14 protein-coding genes and 2 pseudogenes are annotated in these 16,574 nt (G+C 58.9%); 9 read left to right on the top strand and 7 right to left on the bottom strand.

Annotation, left to right across the window (positions count from 1 at the left end):
- Positions 1-23: 23 nt before the first annotated feature.
- Entirely contained in the window at positions 24-422 is a 399-nt protein-coding gene (locus tag LKE65_RS05365; protein WP_086646321.1) for a hypothetical protein, read from the bottom strand.
- Positions 423-665: 243 nt separating this feature from the next.
- Between LKE65_RS05365 and rapZ the strand changes: the two genes are divergently transcribed.
- Positions 666-1,637: an RNase adapter RapZ gene (gene rapZ, locus LKE65_RS05360; protein WP_278740676.1), complete on the top strand. Its 972-nt coding sequence runs from the start codon at positions 666-668 to the stop codon at positions 1,635-1,637.
- Positions 1,638-1,691: 54 nt separating this feature from the next.
- Here the strand turns inward: rapZ and LKE65_RS05355 are convergent.
- A pseudogene (locus tag LKE65_RS05355) lies at positions 1,692-2,299 on the bottom strand (YqgE/AlgH family protein).
- 109 nt (positions 2,300-2,408) lie between these two features.
- Between LKE65_RS05355 and LKE65_RS05350 the strand changes: the two are divergent.
- Positions 2,409-3,305, top strand: a complete 897-nt coding sequence (locus LKE65_RS05350) for a polyphosphate kinase 2 family protein (protein ID WP_086646324.1) — start codon at positions 2,409-2,411, stop codon at positions 3,303-3,305.
- Between the two features lie 84 nt (positions 3,306-3,389).
- Here LKE65_RS05350 and LKE65_RS05345 read toward each other — a convergent pair whose 3' ends face one another.
- Complete coding sequence (locus tag LKE65_RS05345) at positions 3,390-4,403, bottom strand: cache domain-containing protein (protein WP_086646325.1); 1,014 nt, start codon at positions 4,401-4,403, stop codon at positions 3,390-3,392.
- A gap of 234 nt (positions 4,404-4,637) precedes the next feature.
- Here LKE65_RS05345 and LKE65_RS05340 point away from each other — a divergent pair, with 234 nt between their 5' ends.
- Positions 4,638-5,138 (top strand): hypothetical protein, encoded by a 501-nt coding sequence (locus LKE65_RS05340; protein WP_278740675.1) that lies wholly within the window; start codon positions 4,638-4,640, stop codon positions 5,136-5,138.
- Positions 5,139-5,201: 63 nt separating this feature from the next.
- Here the strand turns inward: LKE65_RS05340 and clpA are convergent, their stop codons facing one another.
- Together clpA and clpS are read right to left on the bottom strand one after the other, a co-directional pair.
- Positions 5,202-7,547, bottom strand: a complete 2,346-nt coding sequence (gene clpA / locus LKE65_RS05335; protein WP_253528159.1) for an ATP-dependent Clp protease ATP-binding subunit ClpA — start codon at positions 7,545-7,547, stop codon at positions 5,202-5,204.
- Between the two features lie 353 nt (positions 7,548-7,900).
- On the bottom strand, positions 7,901-8,278 hold the full coding sequence (gene clpS, locus LKE65_RS05330) for an ATP-dependent Clp protease adapter ClpS (RefSeq protein WP_086646328.1): 378 nt from the start codon (positions 8,276-8,278) through the stop codon (positions 7,901-7,903).
- 292 nt (positions 8,279-8,570) lie between these two features.
- Between clpS and LKE65_RS05325 the strand changes: the two genes are divergently transcribed.
- The 3 genes and pseudogenes from LKE65_RS05325 to ggt all read left to right on the top strand — a co-directional run bounded on the left by LKE65_RS05325 (position 8,571) and on the right by ggt (position 12,452).
- Positions 8,571-9,731, top strand: a complete 1,161-nt coding sequence (locus LKE65_RS05325; RefSeq protein ID WP_244896411.1) for a D-alanyl-D-alanine carboxypeptidase family protein — start codon at positions 8,571-8,573, stop codon at positions 9,729-9,731.
- A gap of 114 nt (positions 9,732-9,845) precedes the next feature.
- Positions 9,846-10,646 (top strand): type I methionyl aminopeptidase, encoded by an 801-nt coding sequence (gene map, locus LKE65_RS05320; protein WP_086646330.1) that lies wholly within the window; start codon positions 9,846-9,848, stop codon positions 10,644-10,646.
- Positions 10,647-10,651: 5 nt separating this feature from the next.
- Positions 10,652-12,452: pseudogene (gene ggt / locus LKE65_RS05315) on the top strand (gamma-glutamyltransferase).
- Positions 12,453-12,472: 20 nt separating this feature from the next.
- Here the strand turns inward: ggt and LKE65_RS05310 are convergent.
- Positions 12,473-13,522, bottom strand: coding sequence for a lysine-2,3-aminomutase-like protein (locus LKE65_RS05310; protein WP_278740674.1), 1,050 nt, complete (start codon positions 13,520-13,522; stop codon positions 12,473-12,475).
- Between the two features lie 20 nt (positions 13,523-13,542).
- Between LKE65_RS05310 and epmA the strand changes: the two genes are divergently transcribed.
- The 3 genes from epmA (at position 13,543) to LKE65_RS05295 (ending at position 15,899) form a co-directional block, all read left to right on the top strand.
- A complete protein-coding gene (gene epmA, locus LKE65_RS05305) occupies positions 13,543-14,568 on the top strand; it encodes an EF-P lysine aminoacylase EpmA (RefSeq protein WP_095349646.1) in 1,026 nt (341 codons plus the stop codon).
- Positions 14,569-14,663: 95 nt separating this feature from the next.
- On the top strand, positions 14,664-15,074 hold the full coding sequence (locus tag LKE65_RS05300) for a hypothetical protein (protein WP_086646334.1): 411 nt from the start codon (positions 14,664-14,666) through the stop codon (positions 15,072-15,074).
- Between the two features lie 12 nt (positions 15,075-15,086).
- Positions 15,087-15,899: a fasciclin domain-containing protein gene (locus LKE65_RS05295; protein ID WP_278740673.1), complete on the top strand. Its 813-nt coding sequence runs from the start codon at positions 15,087-15,089 to the stop codon at positions 15,897-15,899.
- 52 nt (positions 15,900-15,951) lie between these two features.
- Here LKE65_RS05295 and LKE65_RS05290 read toward each other — a convergent pair whose 3' ends face one another.
- A complete protein-coding gene (locus LKE65_RS05290; protein ID WP_086646336.1) occupies positions 15,952-16,536 on the bottom strand; it encodes a thiamine phosphate synthase in 585 nt (194 codons plus the stop codon).
- Between the last annotated feature and the right edge of the window lie 38 nt (positions 16,537-16,574).

The raw sequence follows: 16,574 nt of genomic DNA, 5'->3' as shown, positions 1-16,574 counted from the left end.
GCGGGGTATGGCGTTGTGGGGCGTCAGAACCCTGCTGCCACGTCCATATCTTCCTCTTCCGGCACGTTGATGATCAGATCAACCGTGATTTTTGGTACCGAAGAGGGAGCATCCTTAAGCCACATCATGGTCATGCCCGGTGATGTGGTAGGAAAAAACTGGCGAAAAACCGGAAAACTGGCAGGAAACTCATCCGCATCCGCAATATGGCAGACAATGCGGCTGACGTCGCGCAATGTCAGATCATGCGGCTCCAGCAAGGTTACGGCTTCTTCAAAGGCTGCCCGGCACTGGTCGGCAAGGTCCACCCCCCGGAACTGGGGGGCATGCAGCCCGGCAAGCTCAAAGCCACCCGCCGTTTGCACGACACGCGGACGACTGGCGACGGAACGTGGGGTCCGTGTCAGGGTTTTATCTTTCATCACGGAATGATGATGTAAGGCAGCCGCGCGGGAACCGCAATTTTCCCTTTCGTAACAAATGCACCACCTTGGGTCGGTTGGCCTCATTCCTTAACATCCGGTATAGCTGGTCTGAGCAGAATGCCTTCTCTTTCCGCATAAAACTGCTTTAAACTCGCGCCGCATCCGAATTGCGCGCCAGAGGCCACCAACGGCCCGGTGGGAGCATGCCTCTGTTCGGACAATAAAAAGGAAGAGCCGGCCATGCACATGGCGGATGATACGTCGGTTCCGCGCCGCATTCTGCTGGTGTCTGGTCTGTCCGGGGCGGGCAAGTCTTCCATCCTGCGGATTCTGGAAGACCTTGACCACGAGGTGATCGACAACCCGCCACTTGGCATGCTGGACGATATTGTAGCCCGCGCAGAACGGCCTGTGGCCATAGGGGTCGATTCCCGCACAAGAGGGTTTGATGCGTCCGCCGTGCTGGCGGCTCTGGCCCGCCTGCGGGTTAACCCCCACCTGCGCGTGGAGCTGATTTACGCCACAGCGGACGAAAGTGTGCTCCTCCGCCGCTATACCGCCACCCGGCGGCGGCACCCGCTAGCCCCCCATAGCAGCATAAAGGAAGGTATAGAGGCCGAAGTCGCCCTGACCGCCCCCCTGCGCGCCGCAGCCGATCTGGTGATCGACACCACCGATATGCCCCCACCAGACCTGCGGCAGTTTGTGGAAAGCCGGTTTAGCCCGTGGCTTGGTGGTGCAAGCGAAGGGCTGACTGTTACCCTTATGTCCTTCGCCTACCCCGCGGGCCTGCCACGGGAGGCGGATATTGTGTTTGATGCCCGCTTCCTGCGGAACCCGCATTACGTAGCCGAACTGGCCCCCAAAACCGGACTGGATGGGGATGTTGCAGCCTACGTAACCCACGACCCGGACTACCTGCCTTTTCTGAACCAGATCCACGCCATGCTCCAGCTTGTGCTGCCGCGCTTTGTGCAGGAAGGCAAAAAATACGCCACCATCGCCATTGGCTGCTCAGGTGGTCGGCACCGCTCGGTTACACTGGTGGAAGCGCTGGCCAAACGCCTGTCCGCCCCCGATGGCATGGGCCATTACAAGGGGTCTGGCCAATGGCCGATCATGATCATGCACCGCGAACTGGCCCGGCAAGGCATAAGTGCCTGGCGCTGGGCCAGAAAACCGACCGAAACCACACGGGTCGATCCTTACTGAGCAACCGGCCTGCCGCCAAGCCGTAATCTGGATATGGGTGTTGAGCACGTGCGCTCAGGCATGGCCCGCCTGCCCGCTCAGACGGGCTGGGTCAATGTTGATGGACGCCAGAGCCCGCCGCCACTTAACGGTATGGTCCATGCCAAAAATCAGCTCACGCGTGGCGGGCACCACCATCCATGCATCGTGCTGAAAAATTTCCTGCTCAAGCTGCCCCGCAGACCAGCCCGCATGCCCCATGGCCAGCAGGGCATCCTGCGGGCCTCCCCCCTGTGCTATGTCCTGCAGTACATCCATGCTGGAGGTGAGTGTCACATTCTCGGTAATACGCAGGCTGTCCTGACCACTCCACTCCCCAGAATGCAGAACAAGGCCATGCCCCTCTTCCACCGGGCCGCCAGCGCACAGGCCAATCCTGCGCACCGGGGGAACAGGGGTAATATGCAACTGCTCCAGCAGATCATCAAAATCTGGGCGGGGCAGGCGTTGTTGATAACAAGCCCCATGGCCCCTCCATCTGGCGTATGGCTGCACATGTAGATAAGGGATTGCCCGAACGCGGTCCCCCCAAGCATAGGCGTTGCCACCAGCAGCATACCTGCCAGCGAAAGGCCGTTATCCATAACAGCAGGGGCGAGTTGGGGCGTGTTTGCGAATACCATCCCCCAAGATATGAGAAACACTTCCTTTTTTGGCAAGATTGCCAGCACAACTGTTGTCTGTAATTCTATGCATCCGACACATATTGCTCAATTTTCAGGACACCTGTCCATGAACACCCTCTCCCGTTTTTTGAATGCACTCGACAGCTACAAGGTCACGGACGGCAGCCAGTTCCGGCTGGGCGACCACAACCCCGATGATGATGGGCATCTGGGACTGGACAAGGACACGGGCAAAAAACTGCTCAGGCAGGTCAAGGGTCTGCTACAGGACCTTCAGGAACTTCTGTACGCCAACCAGACCCACTCGCTCCTGATCATTCTGCAAGGCATGGATGCCGCTGGCAAGGATGGCACGATCAAGCACGTCATGTCCGGCGTGAACCCGCAAGGCGTTGCCGTAACCTCCTTCAAGCAGCCCGGCCCGACCGATCTGCTGCATGGTTTTTTGTGGCGCATCCATGCTGCTGCACCGCAGGCAGGGCGCATCGTTATTTTTAATCGCAGCCAGTATGAGGATGTTCTGGTCAGCCGCGTCCACCCTGACCTGCTTAAAAACGGGCATGTTCCCGGGGCACTCAACACCCCCGAATTCTGGGATGGCCGCTACAGCGACATCCGCCACCTTGAACACTACCTGAGCAGGCAGGGCACAATTGTGCTCAAATTCTTCCTGAACATCTCACGCGAGGAACAGCGCGAACGCCTGCTGGCCCGGCTGGATATTCCTGAAAAACGCTGGAAATTTTCCCCCTCGGACCTGCATGAGCGCGAGTACTGGGATGATTACGCAACTGCTTACCAGGATGCCATTGCCCAGACCGCGCGCGCACATGCCCCATGGATTATCGTGCCTGCCAACCACAAATGGTATGCACGTCTTGTGGTTATTGGCACCATTATCCGGGCCTTGCACAATTTGCGGCAGGTTACCCCACAGCCCAACCCCGACGTCATGCGCCAGCTTGATGACTACCGCACACGCCTGTTGCAGGAAAAACCCTGAAACACCTCCCCCATTGCGGTACAAGCCGCAATGGGGGGAAACTCCTCTGGGGTACAGGCAAACCCTGCTTAAATAGCTTTTGTTTTACAGGCTGGTTTCCAAAACCCCATACCAGCCAAGGCCTTTATAGGTTTCATACCCCGGCGTATGGGCATAAGCGATCAGCTTATCCCCGCTTACGTAGTAGCCACGCTCCGCCTGCGGTGTGAACTTGTAATAATCGCCCGACACACCACTACCGTTAGACGATGCAATAATACGCTTGTGGGCATCTACCAGCATAACGCGCGTCTGCCCCCGTTCCACATCGGACAGGCGCACACCGTTTACAATGGCTTCGGCCTGCGGTGCCCAGTCAAACGCAATGCCGAGCACACCTAGAACCTGCCCGCGCGCATCCCCACCCGCGCGGATGGCGGTGCTGTAAATGGCGGCCTGTTCGTTATTGAGTGCCTGCACACGGTTAACGTCTGCTACCGCATATTCCTCCCCACTTTGCGTGCGCATGGCTTTTGCGAACCATGCCTCGCCCGACATATCGCTCCCTTCCAGAGAACGGTGTGTCTGCGGGCGGCCACAGGCCACCACCTTGCCTCTGGGGTCAACAATAAAAAGATCAAGATAAACAGTATAGGATTTTAAAATTGTTGCCAGACGCTCCGCAGCATACTGGTACGCTTGGGGGGTTGCACTTTCCAGCGCCTGCACAACGGCACTATCGGTTGCCCACCACCTTACGTCGCACGAGCGTTCGTACAGATTACGGTCAATCAGATCCACAACATTCAGGGCCAGGTCGGTCATACGTTCCCCCTTGCCGCGCAAAAGCAGATCGTTCCCGGCCTGTAGCAGGCGCTCGGTGCTGCTGTCCGTTGCACTGCGCAGTTCGGAGGCAATGCCAACAATACGGGTGGAAATACGCCCCATTTCGTCTGCCAGCAGGCCAAAGGCCGCTCCGGCCTGCCCTACCCGCGCGGCTTCAATGCGTGTGTTGATGGCAAGAAACTTGGCTTCGTTCATGACTGAAGCAATCAGATGAATTTTTTCCCGCGTCATCTGAGAGACTTCGTAAGCAAGTTTTAGAATATCGTCTTGCATGCGGGATATGTCTTTCAATCCGGTATCGAAACAATGTGGCGCATGGGACACACAACCATTTTCGCCAAAACAACAGCAGAATATACTGTATCCCCCTGTTTTGCCGAAATTATTAAGATCTGTAAACTCCTGATTATAAGCCTGTTCCATCCCTATCACGTGCATTTGACACAAGGTTACCGCCCGGTCATGAACACAGCCAGATAAACCTGCTGACCCCGTACAAGGATTCCCATGTTCCACTTTACACGCCGCATGTCCCTGCTGGCCCTATGCGCCGGGCTGGCCCTGCCTACCCTGAACACCCCGGCACAGGCCCGGCACAGACACGCAGATACCAACCTGCCTGCCTCCGTGTCTGCCACATGCGATAATCAGGATTTTCTGAGCAAACAGCAGGCGTTTGAAAACGGTGGACCAAAAGCCGATGCCGCAGTGCATATTTGCGGGACTGTTCTAACTCTTTCCAAAACCGCCAGACAAACCCGTAGCGGCCGACATGGCTATTTTTACATAACGGTTGCACCCAATATTTCCATCCGCATTGTGACCAACCTGGACGAAATGCACACCCCCGCTTGGCCATGGGTCGCCAAGGGCGACAAGGTCGAAGTGGTAGGACGGTATTATTATGATTCAGCCCGCCAGCAGGGCGTGGACTGGACACACCGTGGCACTGGCCGCTCATGGGGCATTCCGGGCTACGTTATTGTCAACGGCACAAAATACGACTGAACAAAAAATGGCTGGCCAGAAAAACTGGCCAGCCAAATATGTTTTTCACAGTGAGTGCAAAAGTTAGTCTGCGGCTTCCTCTTCCTTTTCGCTCCCGCGTTCATCCTCGCCAGAGCTGGAGGCAGCGCTGGCATTGCTCTCCACAATATCAAACGCCAGTTCACCATTCTTGAGGCCGATTTTAACGGCACCCCCTTTGGCCAGACGCCCGAACAGCAGCTCCTCGGCCAGAGGTTTTTTGATGGATTCCTGAATAACCCGACCCAGCGGACGAGCACCGTACAGGCGGTCATACCCTTTTTCTGCCAGCCACTCCTTGGCTGCCGAAGACAGTTCAATGGTCACGTGCCGGTCAGCCAACTGTGCTTCAAGCTGCAGCACGAACTTTTCAACAACCTGGCCGACAATTTCCTGCGTCAGATGAGCGAAGGGAATAACCGCATCCAGCCGGTTGCGGAACTCGGGGGTGAACAGACGCTTGATGGCCTCTTCATCCTCGCCTTCACGCACCTTGCGGCCAAAGCCTACGGCCTCCTTGCTCATGTCGGACGCACCGGCGTTGGTGGTCATGATCAGGATAACATTCCTGAAATCGACCGTTTTGCCGTTATGGTCCGTCAGGCGGCCGTTATCCATAACCTGTAGCAGCACGTTGTACAGGTCGGGATGGGCTTTTTCGATCTCATCCAGCAGCAGCACGGCATGGGGGTGCTGGTCGATGGAATCAGTCAGCAGACCGCCCTGATCAAACCCGACATACCCCGGAGGCGCACCCAGCAGGCGGGAGATGGAATGCCGCTCCATGTATTCGGACATATCAAAGCGGATCAGCTCAATACCCAGCGCGTTGGCAAGCTGGCGGGCCACTTCCGTTTTACCAACCCCTGTGGGGCCGGAGAACAGATAGTTGCCAATCGGCTTTTCCGGATCACGCAGGCCAGCACGCGCCAGTTTGATGGCGGCGGAAAGTGCATCAATCGCCTGATCCTGCCCAAACACCATGCCCTTGAGGTCACGCTCCAGAGAACGCAGCACTTCCTTGTCATCAGCAGAAATGCTTTTGGGCGGAATGCGGGCAATACGGGCGATAATGTCTTCCACATCCTTCAGGTTGACCGTCTTGCGGCGGCGGCCTTCAGGCTGGAGCATGCGCGAAGCCCCGACCTCATCAATCACGTCAATCGCCTTATCGGGCAATTTACGGTCATGAATATAACGTGCGGAAAGTTCCACAGCCCCACGAATAGCCTCCTCCGTGTAGCGGACCTTGTGGTGCTTTTCGTAGCTACCTTTCAGGCCGCGCAGGATCTTGACCGCATCATCAATGCTGGGTTCAGGCACATCAATCTTCTGGAACCGCCTTACAAGAGCACGATCTTTTTCAAAGTGCTGGCGAAACTCCTTGTAGGTGGTCGAACCAATGCACCGCAACGTGCCAGCCGCCAGAGCGGGTTTGAGCAGGTTGGACGCATCCATGGCCCCACCCGATGTTGCACCCGCACCGATAACGGTATGGATTTCATCAATAAACAGAATGGCGTGCGGGTCCTGATCCAGCTCCGTCACAACGGCTTTGAGGCGTTCCTCAAAATCACCGCGGTAGCGGGTGCCAGCCAGCAATGCGCCCATATCCAGCGAATAGATGGTGGATTTCAGCAGCACTTCGGGCACGCTGCCTTCCACAATCCGGCGGGCAAGCCCTTCCGCAATGGCGGTTTTGCCTACACCGGGATCGCCTACATATAGCGGGTTGTTTTTGGTACGGCGGCACAGAATCTGGATTGTGCGTTCAATTTCGGTATCCCGCCCGATCAGCGGGTCAACCTTACCAGCCAGCGCCTTGTCGTTCAGATTGACGCAGTAGGTGGACAGCGCATCCTGGCTTTTCTGTGCCTTGGTTTCGGCCCGTTCGGGTTCTTCCCCTTTTTCCGCACCGGTATTGCTGCCCGCAACCGGGCGCCGGGTGGCGCGGTCGGGGGCTTTGGCAATCCCGTGGGAGAGAAAGTTCACGGCGTCCAGACGTGTCATATCCTGCAGTTGCAGGAAGTACACGGCATGGCTTTCACGCTCGGCAAACAGGGCGACCAGCACGTTAGCGCCTGTCACCTCATCGCGTCCGGTGGACTGCACATGAATGGCGGCGCGCTGGATAACACGCTGGAACGCGGCTGTTGGTTTGGGCTCGGTCGGGCGCTCAGACGCCAGACCGGCAAGGTCCTTGTCGAGGAAGCCTGTCAGGTCTGTCCGCAACCGGTCCAGATCAACCCCACAGGCGCGGAACACCGTTACGGCATCCGCATCATCAACCAGGGCAAGAAGCAGATGCTCTAGCGTGGCATATTCATGATGCCGTTCTCCGGCCAGAATAAGCGCCCGATGCAGCGTCTGCTCAAGATTGCGTGACAACATGACGAGACGCTCCTTTCCCCGGACTTTCCGACCACGGCAAAACAACCTCGGGACCATGATCGGGTGCCCTGCAAACATATTTGGCTGCTTCGGCAAGAAATGCGAGTCATAACCACGCAAAAAACGCATGTTCACGCATTTTTCGTTCTCATCTCTGGCAAGAATGCTGGTTTTGCGCGCTTTTTACCCAAGCACTCAATCGCAAAAATATGCGTGTTGTGCCTGCAAAGCGGCATTTGCAGGCCAGAAGCGGGGCTGACACCCCACCGACCACGGGCTTGCGCACACGCCCAACACCGCAGAGCGCGGCTGGCAGCCAACCTGTGTTCAGGAAAACGCTAGAGGTTCTGGTATCAGTCTTTTTCTATGGTGCACTGCAAGGGGTGCTGGTTCTGGCGCGCCAGATCCATGACCTGAGAAACCTTGGTCTCTGCCACCTCATACGTAAACACACCACAGACACCCACACCCTTGCGGTGGACGTTGAGCATGATGTCTGTCGCTTCTTCACGATTCTTCTGAAAAAAGCGTTCAAGGACGTACACCACAAACTCCATGGGAGTGTAGTCATCGTTCAGCATGAGCACTTTGTACATGGCGGGCTTACGGGTTTTAGGTTTGGCCCGCACAACCACGCCAATTTCCACATCATCCCGGTCCGAATCCATGCCTCCATCACGCCGCGACGGCCCGTTGCCTGTATGCAGAACAGGAAGATGAAACGAGGCCATGGCAACCAAACTCCCGAGGCAGGGTGAAAAACGAGTGGTGTTCCTTACCACCATATTGGCAAAGCCAAAGTACAATAAAAGAGAGCGGAACGACAGAATAGCTGGTGTGCGTGCCCAATATGGAACCAGCGCGCCATATTTATGCCACACATGGGCACAACATGGCAGAACAGACGCGGGAACAGCTTATGTTGGATTCCATGCGCCAGAGTTCCAGTTTTTTGCCGCCATGCTCTTGCGATTCCTGACAGTAGGCGGAATAGTGCTCCATAAGGCACAGGTGGGGGTAGCAGTGGCAGACAAACCGGCGTTACGGCAGATAACGGAACACAACAGACTAACATCGGGCAGCACAAAAACTCTCCGTTTGCGTAAATGGGCAGGTCTGCTTGCTGGTGTAACCCTTGCTGCATTTACTACGGCCAGTCAGGCCCGTGCGCAGTATGCCGGACAGATCAGTTCCATTGTCATGGATGCCAATACCGGGGCCGTGCTCTCCCAGACCGATCCGGACCTGCGGCGCTACCCGGCCAGCCTGACAAAGCTGATGACGCTGTACATGACCTTCAACGCACTGCGTGCCGGGGCTATCTCCCTGACCCAGTCCGTGCCGGTTTCCATCCATGCATCCACCATGGAACCTTCCAAACTCGGGCTGGTTCCCGGCACACACCTGACTGTTGAACAGGCTGTGCTTGCGCTGGTCACCAAATCCGCCAACGATGCCGCCTGTGCCTTGGGTGAGCTGATCGGGGGCGGGAGCGAACCCCAGTTTGCCGCCATGATGACCCAGCAGGCCCACGCCATGGGTATGTCCAAGACCCTGTTCCGCAACGCATCCGGCCTGCCCGACCCCGACCAGATGACAACCGCGCGGGATCTGGCCACCCTCGGCCGCCGCCTGATTGCCGATTTTCCTGAATATTACCATTACTTTGCAACCCCGTCCTTCCGCTTCCATGGCCGCTACATCCCCAACCATAACCCCATGCTCAAGGTCTATGCCGGGGCAGACGGCATGAAGACGGGATACACGCAGGAAGCCGGGCGTAACCTTGTGACCTCCGCCCTGCGTGACAATGTGCGGCTGGTTGGTGTGGTTATGGGGGCATCCAGCAACACCCAGCGCTCGCTGGTCATGGCCAACCAGTTGGACCACGGCTTTGATGCCGAAGGCGTAGCCCCTGTTGCCCGCCCGCTTCTTGTAGCACAGGCCACCAGCAGCCAGCGCCACCGCAGCCGCCGTGGCGCGCTGATCATGGCCGCCGCCAACCACAGGCACGCACCACTTGAAGTGGCGGAAGCACCTGCGACCCGCCGTCACCACGCGGCTATTACCAATGTCAGCCATGGCCGCCATACTGCGGTTATTGGGGCCAAGGTCCATACCATTGCCACGCCCACCATCCGCCGCAGCATGGTGCGCCACACAACCGCCCATAACCGGACCTGAACATTTTATGGCCATTTAGGCAGCCCGTTATAACCAAAGCGGGTTGCCTTTGTGGCCTGCACTCTTCATCTTGCTGCTTTCTCAAAAGCACCAACAACGATGAGGAAGTGCAGAATGGCGGGCAGAGGCGGAATCGTTCTCCATACCGAAGAAGACTTCAAGCACCTGCGGGCGGCAGGCCAGCTGGCCGCAGCAACGCTGGACATGATTACGCCTTACGTCAAACCCGGCGTAACCACGGGCGAACTGGACCGCATTATTCATGCCTACACGCTTGAGCATGGCGCCACCCCCGGCCCGCTGAACTACCGTGGCTACCCCAAATCCTGCTGTATTTCGGTCAATCATGTTGTGTGCCACGGCATTCCGGGTGACCGGCCACTGATTGAGGGCGATATTGTCAATATCGACGTCACCCCCAAGCTTAACGGCTGGTTCGGGGATACAAGCCGCATGTACACCGTGGGCAAGGTGTCCATCAAAGCTGCCAAGCTGATCACCACCACGTATGAAAGCCTGATGCGCGGGATTGAGGTTGTACGCCCTGGTGCCACTCTGGGCGATATTGGCTATGCCATTCAGAGCCACGCCGAAAAACACCGCTACTCCATTGTGGAAGATTTTTGCGGGCATGGGATCGGGCAGGTTTTTCATGCCGAACCCAACATCCTGCACTACGGCCGCCCCGGCGAGGGCATGAAGCTGAAGGCCGGTATGGTATTTACCATTGAGCCCATGCTTAACATTGGCAAACCCGAAGTGAAAATTCTTGAAGACGGGTGGACCGCCGTAACGCGTGACCGCTCCTTGTCCGCACAGTTTGAGCATATGCTGGCCGTAACCCAGACCGGGTATGAAATATTTACCCGTTCCCCCGCAGGGTACGACTGCCCCCCTTACCCAACCGAAGGATAAGCGCCATGCAAACCACCCCCACCACGTTGTTCTCCCGTGTTGCGCGCCATGTGGTGCAGGTGGTTTGTTGCCTGAGCGCAGGCTTTGCCACCCTGCCAGCCTACGCGGCACCCGTGGCCGACCCCTTGGCCTACGGGGCAGCGGTGCCGGCTAATGCAGCCGTGGCTGCTCCCGTACCCGGGCAGCACGGCATGGCGGTTTCTGCCCAGAAGCTGGCATCAGAGGTAGGAGCGCGCATTCTGGCCAAAGGGGGCAATGCTGCCGATGCTGCCGTTGCCATGGGGTATGCACTGGCGGTGGTGTACCCTGCTGCGGGCAATCTGGGTGGTGGCGGGTTTATGATGCTGCGCCCACCGGGCAAGCCTGCGATTTTTTTCGACTTCCGGGAAAAGGCCCCTCTGGCAGCCACGCCGGATATGTTTTTGGACAGTAAGGGCAATGTTATCCCCGACCTGTCCCTACTGGGCTGGAAGGCCGTAGCCGTGCCCGGCACTGTGGCCGGGCTGGAGGCCGTGCATAAACGCTGGGGCCACCTGCCCCGAGCAGTGGTCATGGCCCCTGCCATTCAGCTCGCCCGCGATGGATTTGTGCTGGGGGAAGGGGATGTGCAGCTCCTGAACACTTCCACCGCTGCGCTGGCGCAGGACCCCTATGCCCGCAAGGTTTTCCTGCGCCCCGATGGTTCCCCCTTCCAGCCCGGTGACAGGCTGGTACAGAAAAATCTGGCACACTCGCTCGAACTGATCGCACAGAACGGGGCGGATGCCTTTTACAAAGGGCCCATTGCCGCCAGTATTCTGGAGCTGTCCAAAGCCCATGGCGGCATTTTGCAGGCCAAAGACTTTGAACACTACCAGCCGCGCGAACTGCCCCCCATAAGCTGCACCTACCGTGGGTTACTGGTGGAAACAGCCCCCCCCCCCCAGTGCAGGCGGCATTGCCCTGTGCGAAATGCTGGAAGTTCTGGCCGGGTATGACATGCACGCCCTTGGCCTGCACACCGCCCCCGCTCTCCAGCGTGAAATAGAGGCCATGCGCCACGCCTATTCCGATCGGCGGGATCTGGGCGACCCGGCTTTTGTCCATAACCCGGTCAGCAGCCTGCTGGACCCGGCCTATATTGCCAGCATACGCGCGCATATTCCGCCCAACAGAGCCATTCCCTCCGCTGACCTGCGTGCAGGTGTTGCCTCGCCCGAAAAACCCGAAACCACCCAGTTTTCGGTAATCGACCAGAACGGGTTTGCCATTTCCACCACCTATACGCTGAACGGCTGGTTTGGCGCCAAGGTGATGGGGGGGGACACCGGGATCATCATGAATGATGAAATGGATGATTTTTCCATCAAACCCGGGGCGCTGAACATGTTTGGCATTCCCGGCAGTGCGGCCAATGCCATTGCGCCGGGCAAAACGCCCCTTTCCTCCATGGCGCCGACCATTATCTCGCGCGATAACAGGCCGGTCATGGTTATTGGCAGCCCCGGTGGGTCGCGCATTCCCACCATTATACTCTCTGTTATTCTGAGCGTTGTGGATTACGGGCTGAACATCCAGCAGGCCATAGACCTGCCCCGCCTGCACGAACAGTGGATGCCACAAAGTGTGGAGGTTGAGGCAAACGCCCTGACCCCGCAGGTGCAGCAAACGCTGGAGCAGGAGGGGTACAGCTTTGTCCTGCATGCGCCGTGGGGCATTCCCGAGGGGATTCTGGTAGGGGGTCCCGGCCTGAACAGCCACGGACCAGCCCGTTTTTATGGTGGGGCCGACCACCGCCACCCCGGCGGGGCAGCGATAGGGGAGTAAGCTCCCCTCCCCCGCAGCGCCTACAGGCGGTCCAGATTATGGGTGCCGCCCTGTGGGTCACGCACCTGCCGCTCGCCCGTAATATACTCCGGCCCCAGAGGAACCTTGCCGTAGCCTCCGGGAATATCCAGCACGTAAATAGGCCAGGCAAGCCCCGTAACACGCCCCCGCAGACCAGCCAGCAGGCGCTGGCCCTGTGCGACCGGCACATGAAAATGGGCCGTACCCGGCGCAGGGTCGAGCTGGTGCAGGTAGTACGGCCGCATACGGTTTTCCACCATGGTGCGGAACAGGTCTTCCAGTGCCTCCTCGCTGTCATTCACCCCACGCAGCAGCACCGACTGCCCCAACAGCGGTATGCCCCGCCGGGCAATACGGCGCAGGCTGTTCCGTGCAGGTGGAGCCATTTCCCGCGCATGGTTGATGTGTACGGCCATCCACATGGCTTTGTCCGTTTCCAGCGCATCCAGCAATGCGTCTGTCACACGCTCGGGTGCGGCTACTGGCACACGCGTATGCACCCGGATGGTGGTTACATGCGCCATGCCGGAAAGGGCCTGCACAATCTCCCCCAACCGCCGGGGCGAGAGCATGAGCGGGTCCCCCCCGGTCAGAATAACCTCGCGGATCTGCTCATGCGTGCGTAGCCAGTCCAGCGCGCGGCTCAGGGCTTCATCATCCAGCACACCGCCATCTGGCCCCACATGCTCCCGGCGGAAGCAGAACCGGCAGTATAACGGGCATACCAGCAGGGGCTTAAGCAAGGCGCGGTCCGCGTAGCGGTGCACAATACCGGGCACTGGGGAGAGCGCATCATCTCCAATCGGGTCAGAGCGCTCTTCCGGCGTGACCACCAGTTCCTGCATGGTGGGCACAACCTGCACGCCAATCGGGTCGTCCAGACTGTGCATCAGCTCCGTAAAAGCGGGCGGTATGGCCGTGGCATACTGCCGGGCTATGGCTTGCAGGTCCGCTTTTTGCGCGGGCGTGGCCATACCGGCGGCAATCAATTCATCTGGGGTGCGCAGCGTTCGGCTGGTCGCAAAAGGGGGCTTGACCGGGGAAGACATGTACCGGCTCTACTCTGCCCATGTCTGTGTCTGCAACATCTCATCTGTCCTTTGGTGGCCCCGACCCCGAGCGTATTCGCGACCGGCTGCCATTTTTAATCCGCCGCAACCTGACCATGCGGGGTGTGCGCGCGTTTTTGGAATCCCGTGGCTGCGTGGAGGTGGAAACCCCCTGCGCCGTGCCCGTGCCGGGGGAAGAGGTGCATCTGCTCCCCTTCCAGACCGAGCGGGAAACACCCGACGGCCAACGCCAGCCGCTGTTTTTGCACACCAGCCCCGAATTCGCCATGAAGCGGATTATCGCCGCCACCGGGCTGCCGCTGTTCCAGTTTGCCCGTGTCTGGCGCAATGGTGAGGCCAGCGGCACCCATGCCCCCGAGTTCACCATGCTGGAATGGTACCAGCCCGGCATGCCCCTGAGCGGCCTGATGGACGAGACAGAAGCCCTGCTCAAAGCCGTTCTGCCCCCTGTTGTGCACCGCAACGCCTGCACGCTGGACCTGAGCCAGCCCTTTGAACGACTGAGCATGGAAGAGGCATTCCGCCACCATGCTGGTGTTGACCTGCTTCCAACCCAAGGTAATGCGCAGGCACTGGCCCATGCGGCAGGCTGCACCCTGCGCGATGGTGAACACTGGGAAGACCTGTTTTTCCGCTTGTTGCTGGAGCGAATCGAACCCGCCATTGGCCAGACCCGCCCCACGTTTTTAACGCACTGGCCAGCAAGCCAGGCCGCACTGGCGCGCAAGGACCCCACAGACCCGCGCGTGGCCCTGCGGTTTGAGCTTTACGCCGCAGGCATGGAACTGGCCAATGCGTTTGAGGAACTGACAGACCCTGTAGAGCAGCGCCAGCGTTTTACCCATGACAGAGCCGAACGCCAGCAGCTTTACCCGACCCGCCCCACCTGGCCGATGGACGAAAAACTCCTCCACGCCCTGCCCCACATGCCCCCCTGTTCAGGCATTGCGCTGGGCTTTGACCGGCTGGTTATGCTGGCCAGTGGAGCCCGCCAGATACAGGATGTCTTGTGGATACAGGATTAGTCTGCAACATTTAGCCTTAACAGGTGTTTTTTGCTTATCTTCCACTCGTACGACGCACACCGCAGGCGTATTCCACCAAGGGGCAAGTCGGTGCCATGACATACGCAAACAGATTTTTACTGATCGGGCTTCTAGCCCTTGCCGCCTGCCAGGTTCCCAGCGCGGAGGAACGACGCAAGCTCGATTCCATGATCGGGCGGCCAACCGTGGATGTTATCCGCACCTTTGGCGTGCCTACGCGCCAGTTCACCACGGGGGATCACACTTTTCTTGCCTACATCACGCAGGAGACCGACTACACCTCCATGCCCATGGGCGGTGGCTGGGGGTATGGCCCCGGTTGGGGTGGCGGCTGGGGCGGCTATGGTGGCTGGGGCTACGGTGGTTGGGGTTATGGCGGCTGGGGCGGCGGTATGGGCACCGCTTACACCTATAGCTGCCAGACCAACTTTGAACTCGTAAAAGGCCTTGTCATCAGTTGGACAATGCGGGGCGACGGCTGCTAGACCACACGCATCATGCTGAGCCTCCTGCCCTTACCGTTCAACACCACGACTACCCGGGATGAGGCTCCTTTGCGTCACCACACCCCACGCCGCGCACAACACCGCTGGCGTGGGTTTGTGGCTCCCCCGGCACTTATGCTGGCAGGCATGTTCCTGCTGGGTGGTTGCGCGCAGAGCCCCGCCCGGCAGGACACATACACAACGCCAATCTCTACCTGCGCGTATATGATGCCAACAGTCTCGGGCACACGCACCTATACACAGGGGCGCAGTGGCAAGTCCGGGCAGAACAATCCAATTGATAGTGCCGTTGCCTACGGCAACCCGCAAACGCCCGCTTTCTGCGACCGCCCCCTGTCCGACACCCTGCGCAGTTCCATAGAGCTGGCCGACTACACGCATCTGCTGGACAGGACCGGCCTGTTCACGACCTTGCAGCAGGCGGGGCCTTTTACGGTGTTCGCCCTGCCCAATACAGCGCTGGAAACCTATAACGCGCAAACTGGTGGCCAGCTCCTGGACCCAGCCAGCACCGGCAGGGTACGCGCCTTGCTAGGCTATACAATTGTCACCGGAAAATGGCCCCACAAGGCCTTGCGTGCAGCCCTTGCTGCCGCACCGGGCCATAGCCTGCTGCTCCCCACCCTGAACGGGCAGGCGCTGCCCATCTGGCTGGACACACAAACAGAGCAGGTCATGGTTGGCCCACCCCATGGGCAAAGCAGCCCGCTCTGGGTCATGGGGATTCCGCAATCAAACGGTGTGCTATACTTTACACACACGCTGGTTCTGCCACCCGCGGAACAGGCGGCTACGCGCCCCTAACATCCCTTAAGGGGTTTACCCCATACGGCGCAGAGCTACTGGATAGCTGGAGTTAAAAAACCCACGGGGAAGGGTCATCCCACCAGTTGGTATCGGGCATGACAAAATCCGTATCACACCCGGCCAGTGCGCGGGCGTCTTCGGGGGTTGCGGCGCAGGCTACGGCGGGCAGTTCCATCATCATGCACCACCACTGGGCAAGAGCCAGAACGGCCTGTGTGGCCTCTGCACTCTGCGCGGCATCCGGAGCAAAGCAGACGTAATCCGCCCCTTCTTCCCCCGCGCGCATGGCGCCGTCGCGGCTGCTGCCTACGGCCACACCAAGTTGCAGTTCATCACCAATCTGGCGTCGTACGTCGCGCACACTGGCCGCAGTATAGGACTGGGAGAGATGAACCCCATCGCACCCGGTCTGCACAGCCAGTTCGGGTGCGTCTTCCAGCATAAGGGCAATGCCCTCATGCTGCACAAGCGGGCGAATAGCCCCGATCAGGGCTATGGCGGCAGCAGGGGCTATGCCATCCGCCAGACGCAGCAGCAATGCTGCGGGCTGGTGGTTGGCCAGACGCTGCTCCAGCACAGGCAAAAACGCATCGGCGTGCAAGAGTGCAGGCGTAACAAGATAAAGTTCCGACACTGCGACTATCCTTTCCGCACGATGCGCACCTGTTAAGC

The organism is Acetobacter fabarum (assembly GCF_022483405.1).
GTDB lineage: Bacteria > Pseudomonadota > Alphaproteobacteria > Acetobacterales > Acetobacteraceae > Acetobacter > Acetobacter fabarum.
The sequence above is the reverse complement of the archived record's forward strand: the minus strand, read 5'-3'. Positions and strand labels throughout refer to the sequence as shown.